Origin of the sequence: Planococcus sp. ISL-109 (assembly GCF_018613655.1) — a bacterium.
Lineage (GTDB): Bacteria > Bacillota > Bacilli > Bacillales_A > Planococcaceae > Planococcus.
On the sequence record NZ_JAGGPW010000014.1, the window covers coordinates 38,318 to 58,398 of the forward strand.

The 20,081-nt window shown below is 41.5% G+C and carries 21 protein-coding genes and 2 pseudogenes; 4 read left to right on the forward strand and 19 right to left on the reverse strand.

Annotated features, from left to right (window positions below; translation table 11 throughout):
* Nucleotides 1-44 precede the first annotated feature (44 nt).
* The 9 genes from J7E21_RS10605 to J7E21_RS10645 all read right to left on the reverse strand — a co-directional run bounded on the left by J7E21_RS10605 (nucleotide 45) and on the right by J7E21_RS10645 (nucleotide 8,719).
* Nucleotides 45-140, reverse strand: coding sequence for an ATP-binding cassette domain-containing protein (locus J7E21_RS10605; RefSeq protein WP_215107727.1), 96 nt, complete (start codon nucleotides 138-140; stop codon nucleotides 45-47).
* 244 nt (nucleotides 141-384) lie between these two features.
* Complete coding sequence (locus J7E21_RS10610) at nucleotides 385-1,158, reverse strand: ABC transporter ATP-binding protein (RefSeq protein ID WP_215107413.1); 774 nt, start codon at nucleotides 1,156-1,158, stop codon at nucleotides 385-387.
* The gene (locus J7E21_RS10615) at nucleotides 1,136-2,188 is read right to left on the reverse strand and encodes an ABC transporter ATP-binding protein (RefSeq protein WP_215107415.1); all 1,053 of its coding nucleotides are present in this window, start codon (nucleotides 2,186-2,188) and stop codon (nucleotides 1,136-1,138) included. Before J7E21_RS10615 ends, J7E21_RS10610 begins: the two co-directional genes overlap by 23 nt.
* Before the next feature lie 20 nt (nucleotides 2,189-2,208).
* Nucleotides 2,209-3,045 (reverse strand): nickel transporter permease, encoded by an 837-nt coding sequence (gene nikC, locus J7E21_RS10620; protein ID WP_215107729.1) that lies wholly within the window; start codon nucleotides 3,043-3,045, stop codon nucleotides 2,209-2,211.
* Nucleotides 3,046-3,065: 20 nt separating this feature from the next.
* Nucleotides 3,066-4,010: a nickel ABC transporter permease gene (gene nikB, locus J7E21_RS10625; RefSeq protein ID WP_285228746.1), complete on the reverse strand. Its 945-nt coding sequence runs from the start codon at nucleotides 4,008-4,010 to the stop codon at nucleotides 3,066-3,068.
* Entirely contained in the window at nucleotides 4,011-5,582 is a 1,572-nt protein-coding gene (gene nikA / locus J7E21_RS10630; RefSeq protein WP_215107417.1) for a nickel ABC transporter substrate-binding protein, read from the reverse strand.
* Between the two features lie 131 nt (nucleotides 5,583-5,713).
* On the reverse strand, nucleotides 5,714-6,583 hold the full coding sequence (locus J7E21_RS10635; RefSeq protein ID WP_215107419.1) for a DMT family transporter: 870 nt from the start codon (nucleotides 6,581-6,583) through the stop codon (nucleotides 5,714-5,716).
* The gene (locus J7E21_RS10640; protein ID WP_215107421.1) at nucleotides 6,580-7,923 is read right to left on the reverse strand and encodes an opine metallophore biosynthesis dehydrogenase; all 1,344 of its coding nucleotides are present in this window, start codon (nucleotides 7,921-7,923) and stop codon (nucleotides 6,580-6,582) included. Before J7E21_RS10640 ends, J7E21_RS10635 begins: the two co-directional genes overlap by 4 nt.
* Entirely contained in the window at nucleotides 7,892-8,719 is an 828-nt protein-coding gene (locus J7E21_RS10645; protein WP_215107423.1) for a nicotianamine synthase family protein, read from the reverse strand. The genes J7E21_RS10640 and J7E21_RS10645 overlap by 32 nt, the downstream gene beginning before the upstream one ends.
* A 727-nt stretch (nucleotides 8,720-9,446) precedes the next feature.
* On the opposite strand from J7E21_RS10645, the gene J7E21_RS10650 reads away from it, so the two are divergent.
* Entirely contained in the window at nucleotides 9,447-9,713 is a 267-nt protein-coding gene (locus J7E21_RS10650; RefSeq protein WP_215107425.1) for an Asp23/Gls24 family envelope stress response protein, read from the forward strand.
* Nucleotides 9,714-10,030: 317 nt separating this feature from the next.
* Here the strand turns inward: J7E21_RS10650 and J7E21_RS10655 are convergent, their stop codons facing one another.
* Together J7E21_RS10655 and J7E21_RS10660 are read right to left on the reverse strand one after the other, a co-directional pair.
* Complete coding sequence (locus tag J7E21_RS10655) at nucleotides 10,031-10,471, reverse strand: OsmC family protein (RefSeq protein WP_215107427.1); 441 nt, start codon at nucleotides 10,469-10,471, stop codon at nucleotides 10,031-10,033.
* A gap of 85 nt (nucleotides 10,472-10,556) precedes the next feature.
* Nucleotides 10,557-10,997 carry a hypothetical protein gene (locus J7E21_RS10660; RefSeq protein ID WP_215107429.1) on the reverse strand — a complete coding sequence of 147 codons (441 nt, stop codon included), beginning with the start codon at nucleotides 10,995-10,997 and terminating at the stop codon, nucleotides 10,557-10,559.
* Between the two features lie 153 nt (nucleotides 10,998-11,150).
* Between J7E21_RS10660 and J7E21_RS10665 the strand changes: the two genes are divergently transcribed.
* Both J7E21_RS10665 and J7E21_RS10670 read left to right on the forward strand, forming a co-directional pair.
* Nucleotides 11,151-11,336, forward strand: coding sequence for an exodeoxyribonuclease V subunit gamma (locus J7E21_RS10665; RefSeq protein WP_215107431.1), 186 nt, complete (start codon nucleotides 11,151-11,153; stop codon nucleotides 11,334-11,336).
* A gap of 3 nt (nucleotides 11,337-11,339) precedes the next feature.
* The gene (locus J7E21_RS10670; RefSeq protein ID WP_215107433.1) at nucleotides 11,340-11,630 is read left to right on the forward strand and encodes a type II toxin-antitoxin system RelE family toxin; all 291 of its coding nucleotides are present in this window, start codon (nucleotides 11,340-11,342) and stop codon (nucleotides 11,628-11,630) included.
* 147 nt (nucleotides 11,631-11,777) lie between these two features.
* Here the strand turns inward: J7E21_RS10670 and J7E21_RS10675 are convergent.
* Nucleotides 11,778-11,972, reverse strand: a pseudogene (locus J7E21_RS10675) (disulfide oxidoreductase); the annotation flags it as partial.
* 4 nt (nucleotides 11,973-11,976) lie between these two features.
* Nucleotides 11,977-12,342, reverse strand: a pseudogene (locus J7E21_RS10680) (thioredoxin domain-containing protein); the annotation flags it as partial.
* Nucleotides 12,343-12,576: 234 nt separating this feature from the next.
* On the opposite strand from J7E21_RS10680, the gene J7E21_RS10685 reads away from it, so the two are divergent.
* The gene (locus tag J7E21_RS10685) at nucleotides 12,577-12,948 is read left to right on the forward strand and encodes an ArsR/SmtB family transcription factor (RefSeq protein WP_215107442.1); all 372 of its coding nucleotides are present in this window, start codon (nucleotides 12,577-12,579) and stop codon (nucleotides 12,946-12,948) included.
* A 192-nt stretch (nucleotides 12,949-13,140) separates the two neighbouring features.
* Here the strand turns inward: J7E21_RS10685 and J7E21_RS10690 are convergent, their stop codons facing one another.
* The 6 genes from J7E21_RS10690 to J7E21_RS10715 form a co-directional block, all read right to left on the reverse strand.
* Complete coding sequence (locus tag J7E21_RS10690; RefSeq protein ID WP_215107444.1) at nucleotides 13,141-15,615, reverse strand: heavy metal translocating P-type ATPase; 2,475 nt, start codon at nucleotides 15,613-15,615, stop codon at nucleotides 13,141-13,143.
* A 463-nt stretch (nucleotides 15,616-16,078) separates the two neighbouring features.
* Nucleotides 16,079-17,128 (reverse strand): acyl-CoA dehydrogenase family protein, encoded by a 1,050-nt coding sequence (locus J7E21_RS10695; protein WP_215107446.1) that lies wholly within the window; start codon nucleotides 17,126-17,128, stop codon nucleotides 16,079-16,081.
* Between the two features lie 23 nt (nucleotides 17,129-17,151).
* Entirely contained in the window at nucleotides 17,152-17,895 is a 744-nt protein-coding gene (locus J7E21_RS10700) for an ABC transporter ATP-binding protein (protein WP_215107449.1), read from the reverse strand.
* On the reverse strand, nucleotides 17,888-18,658 hold the full coding sequence (locus J7E21_RS10705; protein ID WP_215107451.1) for an ABC transporter permease: 771 nt from the start codon (nucleotides 18,656-18,658) through the stop codon (nucleotides 17,888-17,890). Before J7E21_RS10705 ends, J7E21_RS10700 begins: the two co-directional genes overlap by 8 nt.
* Nucleotides 18,655-18,948 (reverse strand): thiamine-binding protein, encoded by a 294-nt coding sequence (locus tag J7E21_RS10710; protein ID WP_215107454.1) that lies wholly within the window; start codon nucleotides 18,946-18,948, stop codon nucleotides 18,655-18,657. The genes J7E21_RS10705 and J7E21_RS10710 overlap by 4 nt, the downstream gene beginning before the upstream one ends.
* On the reverse strand, nucleotides 18,948-19,961 hold the full coding sequence (locus J7E21_RS10715) for an ABC transporter substrate-binding protein (RefSeq protein WP_215107456.1): 1,014 nt from the start codon (nucleotides 19,959-19,961) through the stop codon (nucleotides 18,948-18,950). Before J7E21_RS10715 ends, J7E21_RS10710 begins: the two co-directional genes overlap by 1 nt.
* Nucleotides 19,962-20,081 lie beyond the last annotated feature (120 nt).

Consider the following 20,081-nt stretch of genomic DNA (forward strand, 5'->3'; position numbering starts at 1 on the left):
ACGGCAGCTTGAGTCAAAATATCAAGATTTGAAGTCGGTTTATCCTAAACGATCAAAGCAGGTTTTACACTGATTGCTCGCGCAATGGATATCCGCTGTTTTTGTCCCCCGCTCAGTTCATAAGGATAATGGTCTATCAGTTTTCAGCGATGTTCTACAGCTCCCACCAACTGCTCGGCGAATTTCTTTCCGTCAGTATAGAGAAAATGGTTTAGAATATCCTCTTTGCCGAATTGCTGAAAAGCCTCTCTTCTGATATTTCAATTTGTTGCTGCAAGAGGCACCCGTCTATTCACATTCATTAGGAATTTTTAACTGCAAAAATACTCGTTTAGAGTCATAAAGTAAAATATTAACTGAGTACAATTCAAAAGCCTTATATTCTTAATTCTCTAACGCCGCATCAACAAGCAATTTTGTATAGCAATGACGTGTTTCTGAAAACAAATCATCTGATAAAAATGAATCAACCAGTACGCCTTCTTTTAAAACAGCTATCCGTTCACACATATATCGGACAGTCGCCATGTCATGGGAAATATACAAGTAAGACATACCGAATTCCCTTTTTAAATCCCCTAACAGATTTAATATTTGTGCTTGAATAGAAACGTCTAGACTTGAGGTTGGTTCATCACATACTAATAATTTTGGCTGAAGACTAATACCCCTTGCAATGGCGACTCTCTGTAATTGGCCGCCACTAAGCTGATGTGGGTACCTATCTAGTAAACTTATGGGTAAACCTACTTTTTCAAGAAGAATACCTGCCATCTTTTTTCCATCATTTCTTACGTCCTTTAAAAACACAGGAACCACTTCTGGATAATTTTCAAGAGGCTCCACTATGGACTTCCATATCCTTAACTTAGGATTTAATGATGCCATGGGATCTTGAAATACAATCTGAACATGGCGTCTTGCCTTTCGAAGCTTCGACCCTTTTAGACTTTGAAAGTCGATACCATTAAGAATAATTTGACCTTCATCAAGCTGCTCAAGACCTACAATCAATTTAGCAACTGTACTTTTCCCACTTCCGCTTTCCCCAATCAACCCTAGACTTTCCCCTTGCTTCATTTGAAAAGAGACATCAGTCAAAACTGAGTTTGACTGATAGGATTTAGAAACCTGTTTAACTTGAAGCAATTTTTTCATCCCCCTCTATATCGACAGCATGACAAGCTGTCCCATGGGAATTCCCTTGGCACCTCATTTCGGGCACTGTTCCGCACTTTTCAAATGCTTTTGGACACCTTAATGCAAATGCACATCCCTGTTTAGCGACAAGTCCTGGTTCCCCCGGTATTACAGCTAATTTCCTTGGCTTTTCCAGACTCAACACAGGTCTTGCCTGCAGCAGGAATTTTGTATATGGATGAGTCGGATTTGTCTGCAGGTTTTTTGTAGGGCCTTTTTCAACAATCTGGCCACCATACATCACGGCCATCGAATCTGTTCTCTTCAATACATGTTTTAAATCATGAGAAATTAGGAGAACTGCACAATTTAGCTCTTTTTGAAGTTCTACCAGAAGATCTAATATCTTTTCACCAGTCAGCACATCAAGAGCTGTTGTCGGTTCATCTGCAATAATCAGCGAAGGTTTGAACATGAGAGCTAAGGCTAGAGATGCCCGTTGCAGCTGACCTCCGCTAAGCTCGTGAGGATAGCTGTTGAAAATCCTCTCAGCTGGCAAGCGTACCCGTTCCAGCCACATCAGAGATTTTTTTTTAGCATCTTTTCTGGTGATTTTACCATGACTGCGAAGTGACTCAATAAACTGTTTTCCAATTTTTATAAATGGTGTAAAGCTTCCCTGATAGTTTTGAAAAATGTAAGCGATCTCTTTTCCACGTAAAGTTCTCATTTCCTTTTTAGAAACACTCATGAGATCTCTATCATTAAACATTATTTGACCTTCTAACACGCCCATCGACTCATGAAGCAACCCTAATACGGCAGTAGCAGTAAGGCTTTTTCCACTTCCACTTTCTCCAACCAGACCTAGCATTTCACCTGGTTTTATTGCTATATTCAATGCATTAACTAGTTTATCCCTTTGTAGCCCTTTAGATCCATTTAATGAAATTGAAAGATTTTTTATTTCCAGCAAAGGCAACGGAAGGGGGATGGATATTTCCTCATTGCTAGATCTTTGTTCTGCATGATCGACTGCTATCGACATACTGCACCACCCTTTGTTTATTAAATGCTTTTCACATCAAGTTTATCTCTTAAACCCTCTCCAATTAAATTACACGATAAGACCACAAGGAAAATGGCCATTCCCGGGTAAATCATTAACTCGGGGATCGTCTGGAAATAGGGTCTGCCATCGTTTAGCATTGCCCCCCATTCCGGAGCAGGAGGTTGAGCGCCAAGGCCGAGATAAGACAGCGATGATATGATTAAAATTACTTTACCGATATCCAGCGTTGCAAGGACAAGAACAGGCGAAATGACTTGAGGAAGTAAATGCTTCGTTATGATTCTCCATGTTGAACTTCCTCCGACTCTTGCCGCTAAAATATATTCTTTTTCACGCTCTGATAATACAATGCTTCTGACAACTCTCGTATAGCTGATCCACTTGACCAAAACTACAGCTATCATTAAATTAAATAAACTTGGACCTAAGAATCCGGCTATTGCAATAGCTAATATAAATTCTGGCAGAGCAATAAAGCCATCAGCCATTCGCATCATAAATGAATCAAAGCGTCCTCCAATATATCCTGACAATAATCCAAGCGGAATACCAATCAAAATAACGGTTGCAACCACTATCGCTGTAATTCCAAGTGTTGTTTGAGAACCAATAACCAGCCTCGAAAAAATGCATCTTCCCATATGGTCTGTTCCTAAAGGATAAGATAGACTAGGTGCAGCCAGCCGTTCTGCCATATTTGCCGTAAAAGGATCATTCGGTACAATAAATGGGCCGATTATTGTAAGCAGAACAATGACCGCCAGACCAATGAAACCTATCAAGGCCAGAGGTTTGTACCTTTTCACTTTAAATCGAGAAAAGGAGGATCTCATCAGCAAAGCATAAGCTGTTTTCAAGTAGTTCCCTCCTCTTTTTGCTTAATGCGCGGGTCAATCCAATAGTACGAAAGGTCAACAAGTAAATTCACAACTACCACTAAAACGCCAGTCAATAGGACATACCCTTGAATGACAGGGTAATCACGGCTGAATATGGCATCAATCACCATGCTTCCAAGTCCGGGCCATGAGAATAGGATTTCAATTACCACAGCTCCACCAAGCATGCTTCCTATGCTTAATCCAAAAACCGTGATTACCGGCAGCAAGGCCGCTCGAAAAGCATGAAACCAAAGAATTCGCCCTTCTTTCACTCCTCTTGCTCGGGCTGCTTGAATATAATCTTCTGATAAGCTTTCAAGGAGTCCCGCTCTGAGAAGCCTTGCATAAACAGCCGATAATGAAAAACCTAAAGAAAATGATGGTAAAATCATGTGAGAAAAAGACCCAATACCTGTCGTTGGCAGGAGTTGCAATTTAAAGGCAAAAAAGTAAATTAGCATCAATCCAAGCCAAAAGCTTGGAATTGATGCTCCTATAAGCGCAAGGATTCTGCTAATTTGATCCGGCCACTTTCCAGGATACCGAGCAGAAATGATACCCAGAGGAACGGATATGCTCACCATCACTAAAAGTGCACCTGCTGTAAGCTGAGCTGTAATCGGCATTCGTTCTGCCATCTCATTAATTACAGGTTTACCGGTCACATAAGATTTACCTAAATCCAACTGAACCACTCCGAGAACCCATTGACCGTACTGAACATAAATAGGTTGATCAAAACCAAGCTCACTGCGGAGCTTGGTTTGATCAGCCTCTGTTACCATCATTTCATCAGCATTCAAAATTGTCATAACTGGGTCACCGGGAGCAAGTTTCATCAAGCCAAATGTAAATAAAGATAAAACAAAGACGACAAATACTAATTGCAAGAGCCGCCTTTTAATAATCGAAAACAATTATTTCACATCCATTTTATGCGTTAAAATATAGTACTCCTCAGCCGTAGGTGTCCAATCAATAATTCGATCATTCATGCCGACAATACTATTCGGATAAACGGCATAGCTATGAGTTACTTCTTTATTGATAATTGCTGCCGCATCTTTCGTTAATTGAGTTCTTTTTTCAGGCTCAGTTGTGGCATTCAATTCTTTAATCACTTCATTTAATTCCGGGCTATTGATGTTCCCAACATTCAACGCACCCGTTTCAGTAAACGCCGTATTCAAAAAGTAACTTCCATCTCCACGCGGTGAAGTATTATTACTATATGTGGCCATGTCCCAATCTGTATTTTCCACTAGATGTGTATCGGCATTTTCAACATTTTTGATTACTATTTCAACGCCTGCTTTTGCTGCATCTGATTGAAACAATTGAGCAATTAATGGAAGTTCTGGACGTGCTTGATATGTGATAATTTCCAGTTTAAGTGGTTTTCCCTCTTTCTCCATGATTCCTTCAGCATTTTCTTCATAGCCTGCCTCGCCAAGCAGTTCTTTCGCTTGTTCAACATCTAAATCTTTCACTTCGTCATTTATTCCAAACGGGAGATTACTGTTAAATGGCCCATTTGCCGGAATCGCATGGCCTAGCAAGATATCGTTGGCAATACTCTTTCGATCGAGCAACACATTTAAGGCCTCTCTCACTTTCACATCTGAAACATTAGGACTTTGTTGATTGAATAATACAAAGTGTGAGCGAAGACCTGGTACTGATTCAACATTAAGTTCTTGATCTTTCTCAATTGGTTCTATGCCTTCTGCCGGAATGTTGTACACAATATCTGCTTCTTTAGACTGCAAAGCAAGAGCTCGGACATTTGCATCTTCATTAAACTTAATGGTTGCCTCATTGATATTAGCTTCTCCGTCCCAATAGTCATCACTCTTCACTACTTGAACTTCCTGATTGGAAGTAAATTTCTTCACCTTAAAAGGTCCTGTTCCAACGGGTGCATCACGAAAAGCCTCTTCACCCATTTCTTTTTCAGCAGCAGTATTAACAATAGAAGTGTATGGGTTAACTAATTCTGACGGTAGTGCAGGATACGGCTCTGTAGTTATAATGGTAAGGTTTTGCCCGTCTGCCTCCATTGATTGGATGTTCAATGATCCTTCAAGAGACGGGTTGACAGCAATACTTCTTTCAAGCGACGCCTTAACTCCAGCCGCATCAAGCTCCGTTCCACCCTGGAATGTCACGCCATCGCGGATTTTGAACTCCCATGTCACGTTGTCAGCCGTTTCCCACTCTTCTGCAAGCCAGCCGTTTATATTCGAATCTTCATCTAACTTCAATAAGGTTTCTGTTATACCTGCACGTATAGGAGTGAATCCCGTATGCGGATCTAAGTCTGCAGCCTTAAAACTGAAAATCATAGTTACCTTTTTATCTTCTTTTCCTGCATTTTCTTGTTCTGTATCCGAGTTGCTTGTTTCATCTGAGCAACCAGCTGCCACTAAAATAAATAAGCCAATACATATTGCAAGTAGACTTTTCAAACTGAATTTATTCTTTTTCATTTTAATTACCCATCCTTTAATAAGTTTTTTAAATCGTAATTATTACTATTTGAAAGATAAATCGTAACCTTCTGCAGTATATTAGTCAATATATATAAATATTTTCCGCCTGATTCACCTATTGCACTGACTTATGCATTCACAGATTTCGTATTCACTATAGACACTTTTTTCGTTTTCCTCGAAAGTAAAACACAGGCCATAATGATTAAAACGCCGCCCACTAAGGTATAGCCATCCGGCACCTCTGCCCAGAACAAAAATCCCCATAATGCATTAAATACAATCCCTATATATCTTGAAACTTCCACTATCACAATATTTTCATGTGTGAATGCTTTTGTAAGAAAAATCTGACCAAGCAAAGAAACCACCCCTATGCAAGCCAAATACAAAAATTCTAGCGTTGTTGGCATCACAAAGTTGTTCCACATAAGTGGAATCGATATGATCGTCCCCATAGCCAAAAAATAAAAGACAATTTCATAAGAATGATGCCGTTTGCTTAAATAGCGGATTGAAGTTGCAGCCCCTGCCGCAAAAAGAGCACTTAAAACTCCCACCAATGCATAGATCGAATAAGATGAAAAACTAAATGGCTTTATCAATAAAATGGCTCCAAGTATTACTATAGGGAAAATATATAATGTTTTTTTTGAAATTTTTTCTTTTAAGAATACAGAAGATAATATAATGACAAAAACAATGGATAAATGAGCCAAAATACTGGCATCTACAAGCGGAATTTTTGAAATGGTATAAAAATAGGCTAATAAATATAAGGCACCGAGTAGCCCTCTTACAAATAGCATTGGTACACCTTTTTTAGAAAATCTGACACGACTATGTTTCATAATAAGATAAATAATGAATGTTCCAATAATGCTTCTAAAAAACATAATTTCTGCAGCCGGAATATTCATGCTCACCGCTTTGACGAGTGCATTCATAACACTGAATATGAGAGAAGATAGAATCGCTAAGTAGACACCATTTTTCATCGGTTCTCTCTGCTATCTATTAATCTATCGTCTAAATTGAAAGCCTCACCATTTGTTCTCGGAGTATAATTGGAAAAACTTATATTGTTTTCTATACTGAATCTGCTAACTTCCCTCTCAAATGTCTGCAATAAAAGTAAGGCCTGTGGCATTTGAATGTTAACCAATTGAGCCAGCTCATAAAGTACTTTTAATTTTTGATAATCCTCCAGTGGAATTCTTGGAATTAACCATCTGCCACTTTTGGCTGCCGACACAGGTTTAAATGGAACAGCAGAGAACTCAAAATACCTCCCCCTTTCATCTGGAGAAGAAAAGGGATCAATGAGTATCGCTGAATATCGTATGTACAACAAAAAGGCTTGTTTTTCTTCGTTAAAGGTCTGGAACTGCTCAATGTCTTCCCGTGAAAGGGTTTTTTCATGAACCGGATAATTATCATCATTCAAAAACTTCAAAAGGTTGATGGGTTTTGCTCCGAAATGTTCCACCACATGGGAAATTTCTTTCCATAACCGTACCATGATACGAATTTTATGCTGAGTGATTGGACCTTCAGGATAAATTTTGTACATGGATTTTAAAGATAGGTCTTTCCTTAATACCTGTTCCATTGCAAAGGAATCTAAGAATAGCGCTGGATGAACATATGTTGTTATATTTTTACTTTCCGCTTCGATAGGTGATGAGACGATACCGCATTGAACGCCTAAGCTTTCAATAAATTCACGTACTACTTTTAGCTTAGTGCTTTTTTCTTTTGATGAAGCAAGATATATCCGTTTTTTAAACGCTTTTGTCAGGACAGTAAGATCGTCACGCTCATCTGCTTCATATTTTGTAGCTGCATAATATGCCGAAAAACTGATGATATCAATATCCCTTAGTTCCATTTTAAAGACACGCTCAATAAGGAAATTCGATCCTATTCCAGGAGATATGAGGACTAGTGTTTTTATTCTCTTTAACTTCCTAATGCACAGACTCTTGATTACTTCGATATATGTGTCACTGGGAGTGCAAATAATAAGTGTGTCCCATTTATCGTCTATTTCTTGAAAATCACCATAAAAAAAGTCAAGCTTTGCCTCACCGCTTAGATCTTGGTTTAGCTGAGACTGATTTCTTGCCTTAAGCACCGTTCCATTCTTTTTAAAACTTTCTTTCAATCGATTTGTATGAGTACCTGCTCGATTGACAAGACCCAGTTTATCGCACCACCCCATAGAGACATGAACAGCAATATTAATTGCGGCTGGTCCTGCACCTACTAGAAGTGTGTTTCCAAAAGGGTTTTTAAAAGTTGTATTAACAGGCATATTTTCTTTTTTTCCTTTCATCTGCATTAAGCACTAGTTTTTTCAATATGACGGTGTCGTAGAAGTGCTCACTTTGCTCAATATTTATATAGTTCCACTCATCGGATAAATCTTGATAGAGAGGATAATTAAACAACGATTTCAGACCATTTCCGTACCTGATAATTACTTTTGTATTTTGAGATATTACTGGACTCAAATCTGCCAGAACCTCAAGTTTATTCTTCACAAGAGAAGCAATCACGACATGTGTAGCCTCTGTTATAAAAGACAACTCACTTACTGTTTTATTGGTAAAAGAAACCCTTGTTTCAAGCCCACTAAGCTCTGCCATGTTTTTGCCTGTCTCAACAGCTTCCAAATCTATATCGAGACACATTATTTCAGCATCGGTTTGTCTGGCAATCGTTAAAGCAGAGATAGGAAATGCACCTGACCCAATAAAAATAATCTTTGATTCTTTATTGAATTCAAAAGCTTCCAATTGTTCACTGACAGAGTCACATAATGTGGACATATACTCCGATAAGTCTGTTTTATTATTTAACGCACAAAGTGAATGATATTTTTCAATTGTACATATCGCATTCGATGAGGCATCTCGAAGCTTCTCTGAATATTTCATGATTTCTGTGTCTCCTTCCCACAGTTGCCACTGTTTATTATTATCTTCACTGACAACAAATCTCGAAAGATCATTAAGCTTTTTTGTGAGAAGTTCATAACAATAAGTACTTTCTTCTACATAAGTTGAAAGCTCGTTCATTTCAAACCCTAACATCTTAATTGAATATAAAAATTCATATTTATCAGACAAATAGTCCTCTCCTTCAAATAGTAATGATTACGTTTTGAACCTTATCATTAACTTTCTCAACCGTCAATTTTCCAGAGATTTTATTGCATAAATGCAGAGCACATCTGAAATACTGAGATTAACAGTGGCATCTGGTGAAATACTGCTTTTATATTTTTACGATCCTTAATAAAGTCCTTTCTAACATATAGAAAAAGCCCCTCTAATAAATCAAAAGGACTCTTTTGGTAATTATTCTCTTCTTATTATATTCATTTCCACTTTCATATAAATACTCATTTTAAATGAGTTCCCACGAACCCTCTTGTTTAAAAACATTGGAAAAAGGAAATTGTAATAATAACAAAAAAATACAACGGGGATCACATCGATTATGTCCATAATGGGCACCCTCTCCATGAGCATGAAGGCCACTGGGATGAATGCAAGATTCCTGTTACTGAGACAAATCCGGATGTTTGTGCACCGATGAAATGTGGCTGCCCGCATGACAACGATTGCGGCCATGAACTGGTTCCACATGGTGACCACTTGGATTACCTAGTGAATGGCCGACTGCACCATGTCCACGACGGGCATTGTGACGACCATGGTCCTGTTGAATTAGTTACGGTACAGTAGGCTACTGATGAGCACATAACAATTTTTCACTATTTTGCAAACTGTAACTAAAAAAATCATTCAAGTTGCTATTGTTCTATAATCAATTGGACAATGACAGCTTATTTTGTTCAGAATACAACCGGCTTCCGTATGTGATGCTGATATATGCATTTTGAAATCAGCAGACGTTTCCTCACACAAAACGAGTTCTGTCTATTACACTAGATTGCGCAACAAAAAAGATCATTTAATTAACATGACAGGTCTTGATGTAGTGGAATTAAATATGCATGTAGAAGATGTGATGACAAGAGCCGAATTTGAAGAAACAAGTAAATTCGAAGAAAAAAATGCCCCTGAAACCGGAGAAGTGACAAGAACACTCGAATAACACCTATAATCAGTAAGAAAAAACAAGCGTGTGCCCAGTAAAAAATTTAAGACCATATAATTGTGTAAATAGAAAAAGGGCTAAAGAAATCTCTTTAGCCCTTTTGTCTATTTTAAATTATTTTGTATTTTTAATTTTCAGTTGATAGCCTTTTTGCTAGACACTAATGATAGTGAATAAACTTGAGTCGTCCAAGCCGTTTTTCTCTCAGCTTATACACAACTATATCGGTAAACACTTTTGTTGCTGCTGGTTCTGCCAAACGTTTTGCGCCATTCTGTTATTATTTCTTCCTCAAAGCTTCTTTTTCGTTTTCGTTATGCTTTTTCCCACTTAGAATCGATTGGTATCCCTGCTGCTTTAAATGTGGCGGAAACAGGACAGCGTGCATCCGTCTTTTCTTTTAGTTCTTGGATGCGCTCAACTGTTTCATCTGTTTTTACTTTTGCGTGAAAGAAGACTTGATTAAAATAAGGCTGAATATCATCTTGGCCCATAAAACCACGAGGATCCAATTCCCCCTTTACATCAAACTCGATTCCTTGCAGATCAAATTCCATCTCTTTTGCGACAAGGTTTGCAATCACGTTTTCACATCCAATCAACGAAGCCAGAAGAGTTAAAAGGGGATCAGGCCCTTGATCGGTGCCCCCCATATTTGGTAGTTCGTCGATTGTCAGTTGATGATTACCCGCCTTAACCTCTGATTTCATTTGGTTTGATATTCCTGTTACTTGAAAAGCCATCTTATTCTTCATATTGTATTTCCTCCTCTGCTAGGTTGATAGCTATTACCTTTGCACCCGGCGCAATTGCTCTCCGAATTGCGTATGAATTTCACGGTTATTTCAGCCATTCATCCGGAAATTTTATGTGAACTTCTTCCGATTCCGCTATTTTGCCATTCAAGTAGACCGCAATCGACCGCGCTTGTTCAAATCCATTCATCAAAAAGAAGGAAGATGACCGTCCAAAGCTTTTAGATCCGATGATATAAAAGTCTTTTTCCATATGGCGCAGCTGTTTTTCGCCGTGCGGCTGCACGACCCCCTTTTTTTCAAAGAGAAGTTGTGCTATCCCGTCGACACATTCAGCGGATGCATGCAAACTGTATTGAATTTCCCGGAACATGTCGATATTCGGTCTCGCACCCGTATTGACGACAATCTGATCAATTCCTTCCACCCGCTCATGGCTAGCTGCAATGATGTCTAACTTTCCATCGGATTCCGTTAAGCCTTCTATATAAAAAGATGAAAAGCAATCGATGCTTTGCTTACTCATGAGCCGCTCAATTTTCTCTCCTAATCGATATTGAGCGAGAAATCGATTTTTGGAGAGCGCTGGGATAAAGGAGAAGTCCGGCTTTCGGATCACCCAGCTGATCAAGAAGCTGCTGGTGTCTACGTTTTTAACCGAGAAAAGGTTGCAGGTGTCATGCTCACACAAAAACAATACGAGTCCTTGAACAGAGAGATAGAAGCACTTTACGATCAGTTGGCTGATTTGATGGCTGAAAACCGGCTGCTGACGGAAACTGTCCCTACTTTCTCAGATATGGAAGTTCGCGGTGCAATCGCAACTGAATCCCCTGTCATTGATGAAGAAGACGGGTGGGAATAACCGTTGTACGAGCTTGAATGGACACAGTATTCAAAAGAAGATTATGAACAGCTTGATGGAAGCCAAAAGATTTTTGTCAATAAAGCTCTGGATCGAATCAAGTTAAGGGGCATGGAAGCCGGCCAATCCCTTCATGGAAATTTGGCGCAGTGCAACAAATTGAAAAACAAGAAAATGGGCCTGCGGATTATTTTCAGAGAAGCCCAAGGCAACATAGAAGTGATTCAGATTGTGGCTATTAGGAAGCGAGATAAAGAAAAGATTTATAATACGGCTGAAGAACGATTAAGCTAAAAGAAGATGATTTATATTCACAAAAGAACCCTGTAACTTAACACGTTTTAACGCGCTGAGTTACAGGGTTCTTTATATTACTCATGTTACTTTTACCGCTCACTAGCGTTACTGCCGATAATCCGGTTATGTAACCTGGAAACATAGTCAATTTCTCTTGTTTTTCACTGCCAATACCAGCATCGCAATCGATATCAAAGCAAAAGCAATAAGTGCTAAAAAGGGCATCGTAATGAAGCCCATCCAGTTTATGTATTCCGCACTGCAAGGAACACCACTGATACAAGGTTTAATCCCAACAAACCCAGGTACTTTTTGTTCCAAGTAGTGAAGAAGTGAAATGGCCCCGCTGTTCCATATCGGATTCCAGTTTCCCCTGATCAATGCTTGGAAATTCAGCTGCCACTTCCAGCACTTTTTCCGGAGTGACCCAAGCTGCATCATGTTTTTGTTCGGGCTGTGCGGCAAATAAGGCTTTATAAAAATCCCAATATGCTTTCGGACTTTGCTGATAAACGGACTCTGCCGCTAAAGAAGCCAACGTGGATTCATCGCCATGGAAGAGGACGTTAATATAGGAAAACTTCACCTCACCTGTATCGACGTAATCTTCAACTAATTGCGGATAAACCGTTTCTCCCCACGCCTTACAAGACGGGCATTTGAAGTCCCCGAATTCGACGACCGTTACCGGAGCTTCTTCTTTGCCAAGATCACAACGACTAAAATTGTACAAGAACCACCCATTTCATTCCTGATTTGTTATTTTTATTATTCATACGATCGCTCTTTTTTGCATTGAGTTTAGTGTAAAAGTAAATTCATGCCCCCTTTATTTTTTCAGCATTTTTAACAGTTAGATATTCATTTGAATATTAGAATTGACAAGCTTTTGAATTCTCCCTACACTGAGCATAATCAGTAAATTCGGGAAAGAGGTGAAAATATGATTGAAGCTGAATCCCCCAAGAAGATGGATACGTGCCAAACATTTTGTTATGACGAAGAAGTCGTCGAGAGAATACAGCCTAAACTTGAAAATATGGATGGAGTAGAATTGATTTTCAAAGCCCTGTCCGATGCCACGCGCCTAAAGGTCGCTTATGCTTTAACGTTAGAAGAAGAACTGTGTGTATGTGATGTTGCGAACATCTTAAACACCACGACAGCCACTGCTTCTCATCACCTGCGGTATTTACGGAATATGGGACTTGCAAAGTATGAAAAACGAGGGAAACTGGTGTTTTACTCCTTGCCAGATAATCACATCCGTAAATTGGTGCAATTAGCAGCAGAACCTAACCTTGAGGTTCGGTAAAAAAAGACTTCTTATTTTTGGAAGCTTCTACAAACAATAAAAAAGCCTTTTCGATTTAAGAAAAGGCTTTTTTATTGTTTATTTTTACAGGAAGCCTTCCAAGAGCCCGCCAAACTGTACTTCTTTTCTGCCAATCCTGATTTCTTTTAATGAATAGTTAAACACGATGCTTCAGTAAAAGAGGGTCTGCAGCTACTTTTGTCTAAGCAATCTCATGCTATTGAGGATAACCAACAAGGCAGCTCCCGTATCGGCCAAAACAGCCATCCATAAAGTTAAAAGCCCTGGGAAAATTAACAGCAAAGCCGCCACTTTCGTCAAGAGAGAAAACCAGACGTTCTGCTTGATGATGGTTAAGGCTTTTCTGCTTAATTTAATGGTGTGAGGAAGTTTCTCCAAGTTATCGGCCATTAAAACAATATCGGCCGTTTCCATTGCCGTATCGGTTCCGGCACCGCCCATGGCGATTCCGAGGTCTGCCGTCGCCAGCGCCGGAGCGTCATTGATCCCGTCCCCAACCATCGCTACTTTTCTTCCCTCTTGCTGCAGTTTTTTAACTGCCGTCACTTTATCCTCAGGCAGCAATTCAGCAAAATACCGATCCACACCCGTTTGGGCCGCAATTTTCTTCGCGGTTCCTTTGTTGTCCCCTGTCAGCATGACCATTTCTTCCATGCCAACCTCTTTAAGCTTTTGAATGGCTGTAACCGTGATGCTTCGAATCGTATCCGCGACTCCAATTATCCCTAAAATTTCCGTACGGGTTCCGACCACAATTAACGTGTGTCCCTCGTTTTGCAAAGTCTGAATGCTATCTGCTACAGACGACAACGAAACATTCATTTCCTGGAAAAGCTTTGGATTGCCAGCAAAATATTCGATTCCTTCGATGACTCCTTGTGCCCCTTTGCCAGGGATTGCTTTGAACGAATTGCCGTGTTTCACTGGAATCTGTTGTTCATCCGCGTACGAAATAATTGCTTTGGCAATTGGATGAACCGAATGTTCTTCAATGGTCCGTGCAATACGGATCAATTCAGCCTCGCTTCCGTTTACCGCGACTATTTCTGAAACTTTTGGTTTACCTTCTGTTAACGTACCGGTCTTATCAAAGGCAATGGCGTTTATCGCCCCAGCTTTCTCCAGGAACGTTCCTCCCTTGATCAAAACGCCATTTTTGGCTGCATTGCCGATAGCGGATACAATGGCCACCGGCGTCGAAATGACCAGTGCACAAGGACAAGCTACCACCAGCAAAGCCAGTCCTTTGTAAAGCCACTCTTCCCACGTACCGAAACCGGTTAGAGGCGGCAGCACCATCACCAGCAAAGCGAGCGCAAAAACAATCGGTGTATATACGCGTGCAAAACGATCCACAAAAGCTTGCGTCGGCGCTTTTTGTTCTTGCGCTTCCTCCACCAGGTGAATGATTTTGGCAATGGTCGTTTCTTCGACCAGTTTGGTTACCCGGACTTCCAAAGACCCACTTTCATTGATCGTTCCGGCATATACAGAATCGCCACTTTCTTTATCGACCGGCATCGATTCCCCAGTGATCGGCGCTTGATTGACACTGGAAGCGCCTGAAAAGACTTCTCCGTCCAGGGGAATCTTTTCGCCTGGCTTGACCACGATGGTATCACCAATCGCCACTTCTTCGACCGGTTTGGAGATCAACTGACTTCCCACTTTTACGATTGCTTCCGAAGGAGCGAGATTGATTAAACTCCGGATGGATTCTCTTGTCCGTTCAATCGAACGATTTTGCAGCGCATTCCCTAAGGCAAATAACCAAACAACCGTTGCGCCTTCGAACCATTCACCAATCAAGGCAGCTCCGATAGCTGCGGAAACCATCAAGACATTCATGTCCAGAGATTTGCTTTTCACAGCATAATAAGCGCTTCTAGCGGGCTTGTAACCCCCAATGATAATGGCCAAAGCATATAAAATGGTCACTAGAGTTTCAGAAAGGCCCACAAAAGACCCGAAGAATCCAACAGCTAGAAGCAAGCCTGATAGCGTTGCGGTGCTTATTCTGTTTTTGTTCTTTTCTTCGGTTTTTCGTTCCTTTGTCACCAGAGAAGCTTGGAAACCGGCTCTTTCTACTTCTTGAATGATTTCTTCGTCTTGTGCAGTATGGAGAATCTGCATTTTTCCCGTAGAGAAATTCACCTTCACATTTTGGACCGCCGGGTTTTTTGAAAGATGCTTTTCAATGGTTGCCGCACAAGCTCCGCAGTCCATCCCGTCTACTCGATAGACCTGCCCATTTTTTTTCGTTTCCACTGCATTCGTCTCAAAACCTAATTTTTTCACTTGCATCGGAATTTGATCGGCCACTGCAGAATCGCTTACCCCAACCGTCATTTTTCCGGCACTGTAATTCACCTTCACCGTTTCAATCCCATTTACAGTATGGAGGCTCTTCTCAATGGTTGCCGCACAAGAGGGACAATCCATTCCCTGAACCTGATACGTGAATGTCTCGATTGATGGTTCAGTCGGCTTTTGTCCTTCAGGATTAGGTGTTGGCTCACTGGATCTGTCCTTATCAGTTTCACAACATGGAGTGGTTTTCTCCAGAACTTTCACCGTTTGTTTTGAGCTTGTACAAGAAGTGTCTGTACAACAGCTTGTCTCTGATGGTTTTTCTGAAACTTTCATTTCATCTCTCCTATCGGCTGTTTCTCATGGAAAGAGAAGCTTGGTACTCATACGAAATGATAAGGCCTTCACTTTCTAACTATGGAATGGATAGAAGCTTTTATAACCAAATCACATAGTTTTACTTCTCATTCACTTCTTGAATAATACTCTAACATTCATTTGAATATTATAATATAGATTAAGTTACTACAGAATATTTGTCAACATGCTCTCCTTTAGTAAAAGTGTTACAGAATAGAACCATTCTCTATTGAATAAGTGTTCGTAAAATTGCATTTATCCATTAAAAAAAGAAGCTCATGTTTAAGCTTCTTCTCTCCCGATAATATTGCGATATGTAAACTTAGCCTTATACACTTATTAACATGCTAATATCCAAACGTTGTCCAATTTATTGGGACTCAGTTCAAGTTACCGGGATGTCTTTAAAATCGCAAGCCGTTATCCGTATTCGACGTGCTCAACTCGGCTTTAGGAATGCATGTTGGCCTGCCGTGTGGAGATCCCGCCAAACGCGATTGATGGTCGAGGTTTCCATGACCGCCTCCATGCCGAAAAGCCGGATCAGTGAATCAGCCGCTTGGATAACCATACTGGCCGCTCGCTTGCTTGTTTCCATGTATTCCTGCAAATCGGCTTCAGCAATTTCCTTACCGGCGACATGGTCGCTCCATACGCTGTCTCCTTTTTGGTGAAAGTCCTCAAGAGCTTCAGCCACTTTTTGTTCCTGTTCCTCTACTTGTACTAGAACAAAATGATAACGGTCCGATTCTCCAGCGGACCAATTATTTCTATTATCTTCCGCCAACGATTTCGCTTCTTCGAAAAAATGATCGCTGATCCCCAGACATACCGCAGCAAAAGAAGCTACCGAAAAAGGCATGAAAGGAAAGGAGTGTACAGGACCGCCAAAGTCATTCTGCTGTTCAAACAAACTGAAGGTCCTGTCTTCCGGTACAAATGTCTCCTGAGTTTTGATCGTATGGCTTCCAGTTCCTTTGAGTCCAAAAGCATACCAATCATGGATCACTTCCACTTGTTCAAGCATGAAGACAAAACTGCGCACATTTTGAACATCCTCCACTATTGCATTGCCGGTAAAAAAAGTCGCGTAAGGAGCACCGCTACAATATTTCCATTCACCGGTGACTTGATATCCCCCATATACTTTCTTAGCGGTACCACTCGGATACCCGCTACCTGCAAGTACGGCTTCTTTTGGGCTGAACAGCTGTTGTGCCCAATGCTTTTGAATAACCGGTACAAACATTCCACCTCCTGAGCCGATGGTGACGAGCCAGCCGAAGTTCCCATCTATGCGGGAAGCTTGCTGAAATACACGCAACGCTTCCGGCAGCGAAAGCATACGCCCGCCTAATTTCTCCGGAACAAACAATTTGAACAATTTTTCTTCATACATAAAATCCAGTAGCTCCGGTGAAACGGTCCTCGCTTCTTCGATTTGTCGTGACTGGTTTCTGATCAGCTGGATTTCTTCGTGTTTGAACATTGTTAATCCCCTTTGCTGCTTTGTCATTTAGTCGTCCTTACCTTTAAGATGTTATAAATATCTTTCTTGTATTGCAGGAATTCCTCGGTCAATGTGATGGCTTCTTCCCTTGGCCTTGGAAAACCTACTTTAAATTCGGCTATGATGTTTGCCGGTTTTTCTGATAACACAAGGATGCGGTCCGCTAAAAAAAGCGCCTCTTCGATGTTATGCGTCACAAACAGAATCGATCGTTTATTGTCCTGCCAAATAGAAAGCAGCCATCTTTGCATTTCCGACCGTGTGAATTCATCAAGTGCAGAAAACGGTTCATCCAGGCAGATGAGCGACTGCGGGCTCAATAAACTGCGAATAAAAGCGGCTCGTTGTTTCATCCCACCGGATAATTGATGCGGGTAAGTTTTTTCATAGCCTTTGAGTCCGGCTTTGTCCATCATCTTTAGAGCTGCTTGCGGATCTTTTTTTCCTGCCAGTTCTGCTCCAAGCAAGACATTTTCCAAAATGGTCCGCCATGGGAACAAAGATGGACTTTGCGGCATATAACTGATCGAGCCTTTTTGACCGTTAATCTTCTTCCCATCCAGCAGGATATCGCCTTCGTCAGGCGTATAAAGTCCTCCGATTAAATGAAACAAGGTGCTTTTTCCGCTGCCGGAAGGGCCGAGAACCGCCACAAATTCATCTTCTTCAATATGGAAAGACAAATTTTCCAGCACTTCATTTCCATCCAAGCGTTTTGTTAAGTTGTCTACCGAAAGTTTAGCCATTGCCATTTCCTCCTCCGCTTGATTTCCATCGGATGACCCGCTTCTCTAAAAAGATGATGCCTGCAAAAAAGACCAAGCTCAGTCCCATGATCAAAAAGATGGCAACGAATACTTGAGCAGTCCTAAATGATGAAGAAGCGAGAGTCATATAGACCCCGATGCCTTCTTGCGCTCCAAGCCATTCGGAGATGACAGCGCCCATGACGCTGTAAGTGGCCGCAATTTTCAGACCGGAAAAGACCGAGGGCATGGCGTGCGGCCATTCCAGCTTCCAGAAAATCTGCCGCTTCGTGGCTCCTGCCATTTTCATATAATGCATCATGTCTGCGCCCGTCTGCCTGAAGCCATCCAACGCAGCAATGGTGATTGGAAAAAAACAGACCAGCACGATGATGACCAATTTCGGGATCATGCCAAAACCAAACCAGATCACCAGCAACGGAGCCAATACAATAACGGGGACATTTTGCGATAAAATCAGCAGCGGATAGAACGTCTCTCTCAGTTTGGGAACAATATGCAGGCAAATGGCCACACCCAACCCGATGCCCGAACCGATCAGGAATCCGGTGATCGACAAACGGACGGTGGCCAGGAGATGGTTGCGGTAATTCGGCCAGCTTTGCCAGCCCTCGATTCCAATTTGTGCAGGGGCCGGCAACAGCCATTCCGGAATAGCAAACACATGGCTCGCCAATTCCCATACGATCAATAAAAGGATGAGGACCGAAACCGGTCTCCATCCTTTCCGCAGTAAGTTCATGACCGGTATTTCTCCGTCAATGCATCCATTGAAGCTCCGCTTGGCTGGTACAGCACTTTGATTTGGGAGATGACATTGCGGCTTCCCTTGCCGATCATCGCTTCGTTCATTTTCTCAACGATTGAAAAAAGCTCGGATAAGTCCCCTTCCATGGTCGTCTCCAAAGGGTTGACTTGATATTTCACTCCGGATTGTTCAATTATGGCGATGGCTTTGTCAACGTACGGAATGACATCTTCCCCATCCTTCGTTTTAGGTATAATCTGAATACTGAGCAATGCGTTTCCCATCAGCTATTCTCCTCCTCTGGCAAAAATTCGTTTGTGTATGCCTGATCGACTTCAAGCTCATCTTCCAGCAAGCCGTTTTCGTACATCCACGTTGCATAGCCCGCCCAAATCCCTTGTTTTTGCTCGCCCCAGCGGGAAGCATCCTCCTGGTATTTCGGCGCCAGCCATTGCTGGCTGGCTTTCACAAGTTCGGGATTCAAATCCGGAACCGCGTCAATCAAGATATCCGCCGCTTCTTCCGGTTGCTCAATGGCAAATTGGTAGCCTTGTGCCACTGCTTCCGTAAAAGCTGCCACGGTCTCTGGATTGTTTTCAATCATGTCTTCATTGGATATAAGAACCGGCGTATAATAATCAAGCTGTTCCGAGTAGTCCGTCAAATATTGCATATTCAATTGTTCTCTCCGCAATTCGGCTTCTATACCGGTCCAACCATAGTATATCCAAGCAAAATCGACATCACGTTCCACGGCTGTGAAGAAATCGGTATTGCCGATATTCAAAATCTCTACTTGTTCCACATCGGCATTTTCCTGTTCCATAATGGAAGTAAGAACCGCTTTTTCGACAGGTGCTCCCCAACCGCCGTAGGTTTTCCCTTCATAATCTTTTGGAGACGTGATGCCTTTTTCTTCCGGTGAAGCGAAACCGGATGTATTATGCTGAATAATCGCAGCGATGGACACAATCGGAATTCCTTGTACTCTCGCTTCGGTCAGACTTTCCTGGGCACCGATACCAAATTCCGCTTGATTTGATGCGACCAGCTGATTTGCCCCGGCTTCCCCAGGCATAACAATTTCAACATCTAAGCCTTGTTCTTCAAAATATCCCTCTGCCTGCGCCACATACAAACCTGTGTGATTGGTGTTCGGTGTCCAATCCAACACCATCGTCACAGCTTTCAATTCCTCTTGTTCTTGAGCTCCGTCATCGTCAGAACCGTTGCCTGTTTCGCTCGTGCAAGCTGCCATCAATAACACAGAAGCCGTTAAAGCCGCCCATTTTTTCATATTGTCTTCCTCCTTTGATTAACTCATAAAATGACGCTTTTAGGAGCTGAAACAAGGGACATATCAAATTACGGATACAAAAAGCGCCCAAGGCTATCGAAACCTTGGGCGCATATCTTC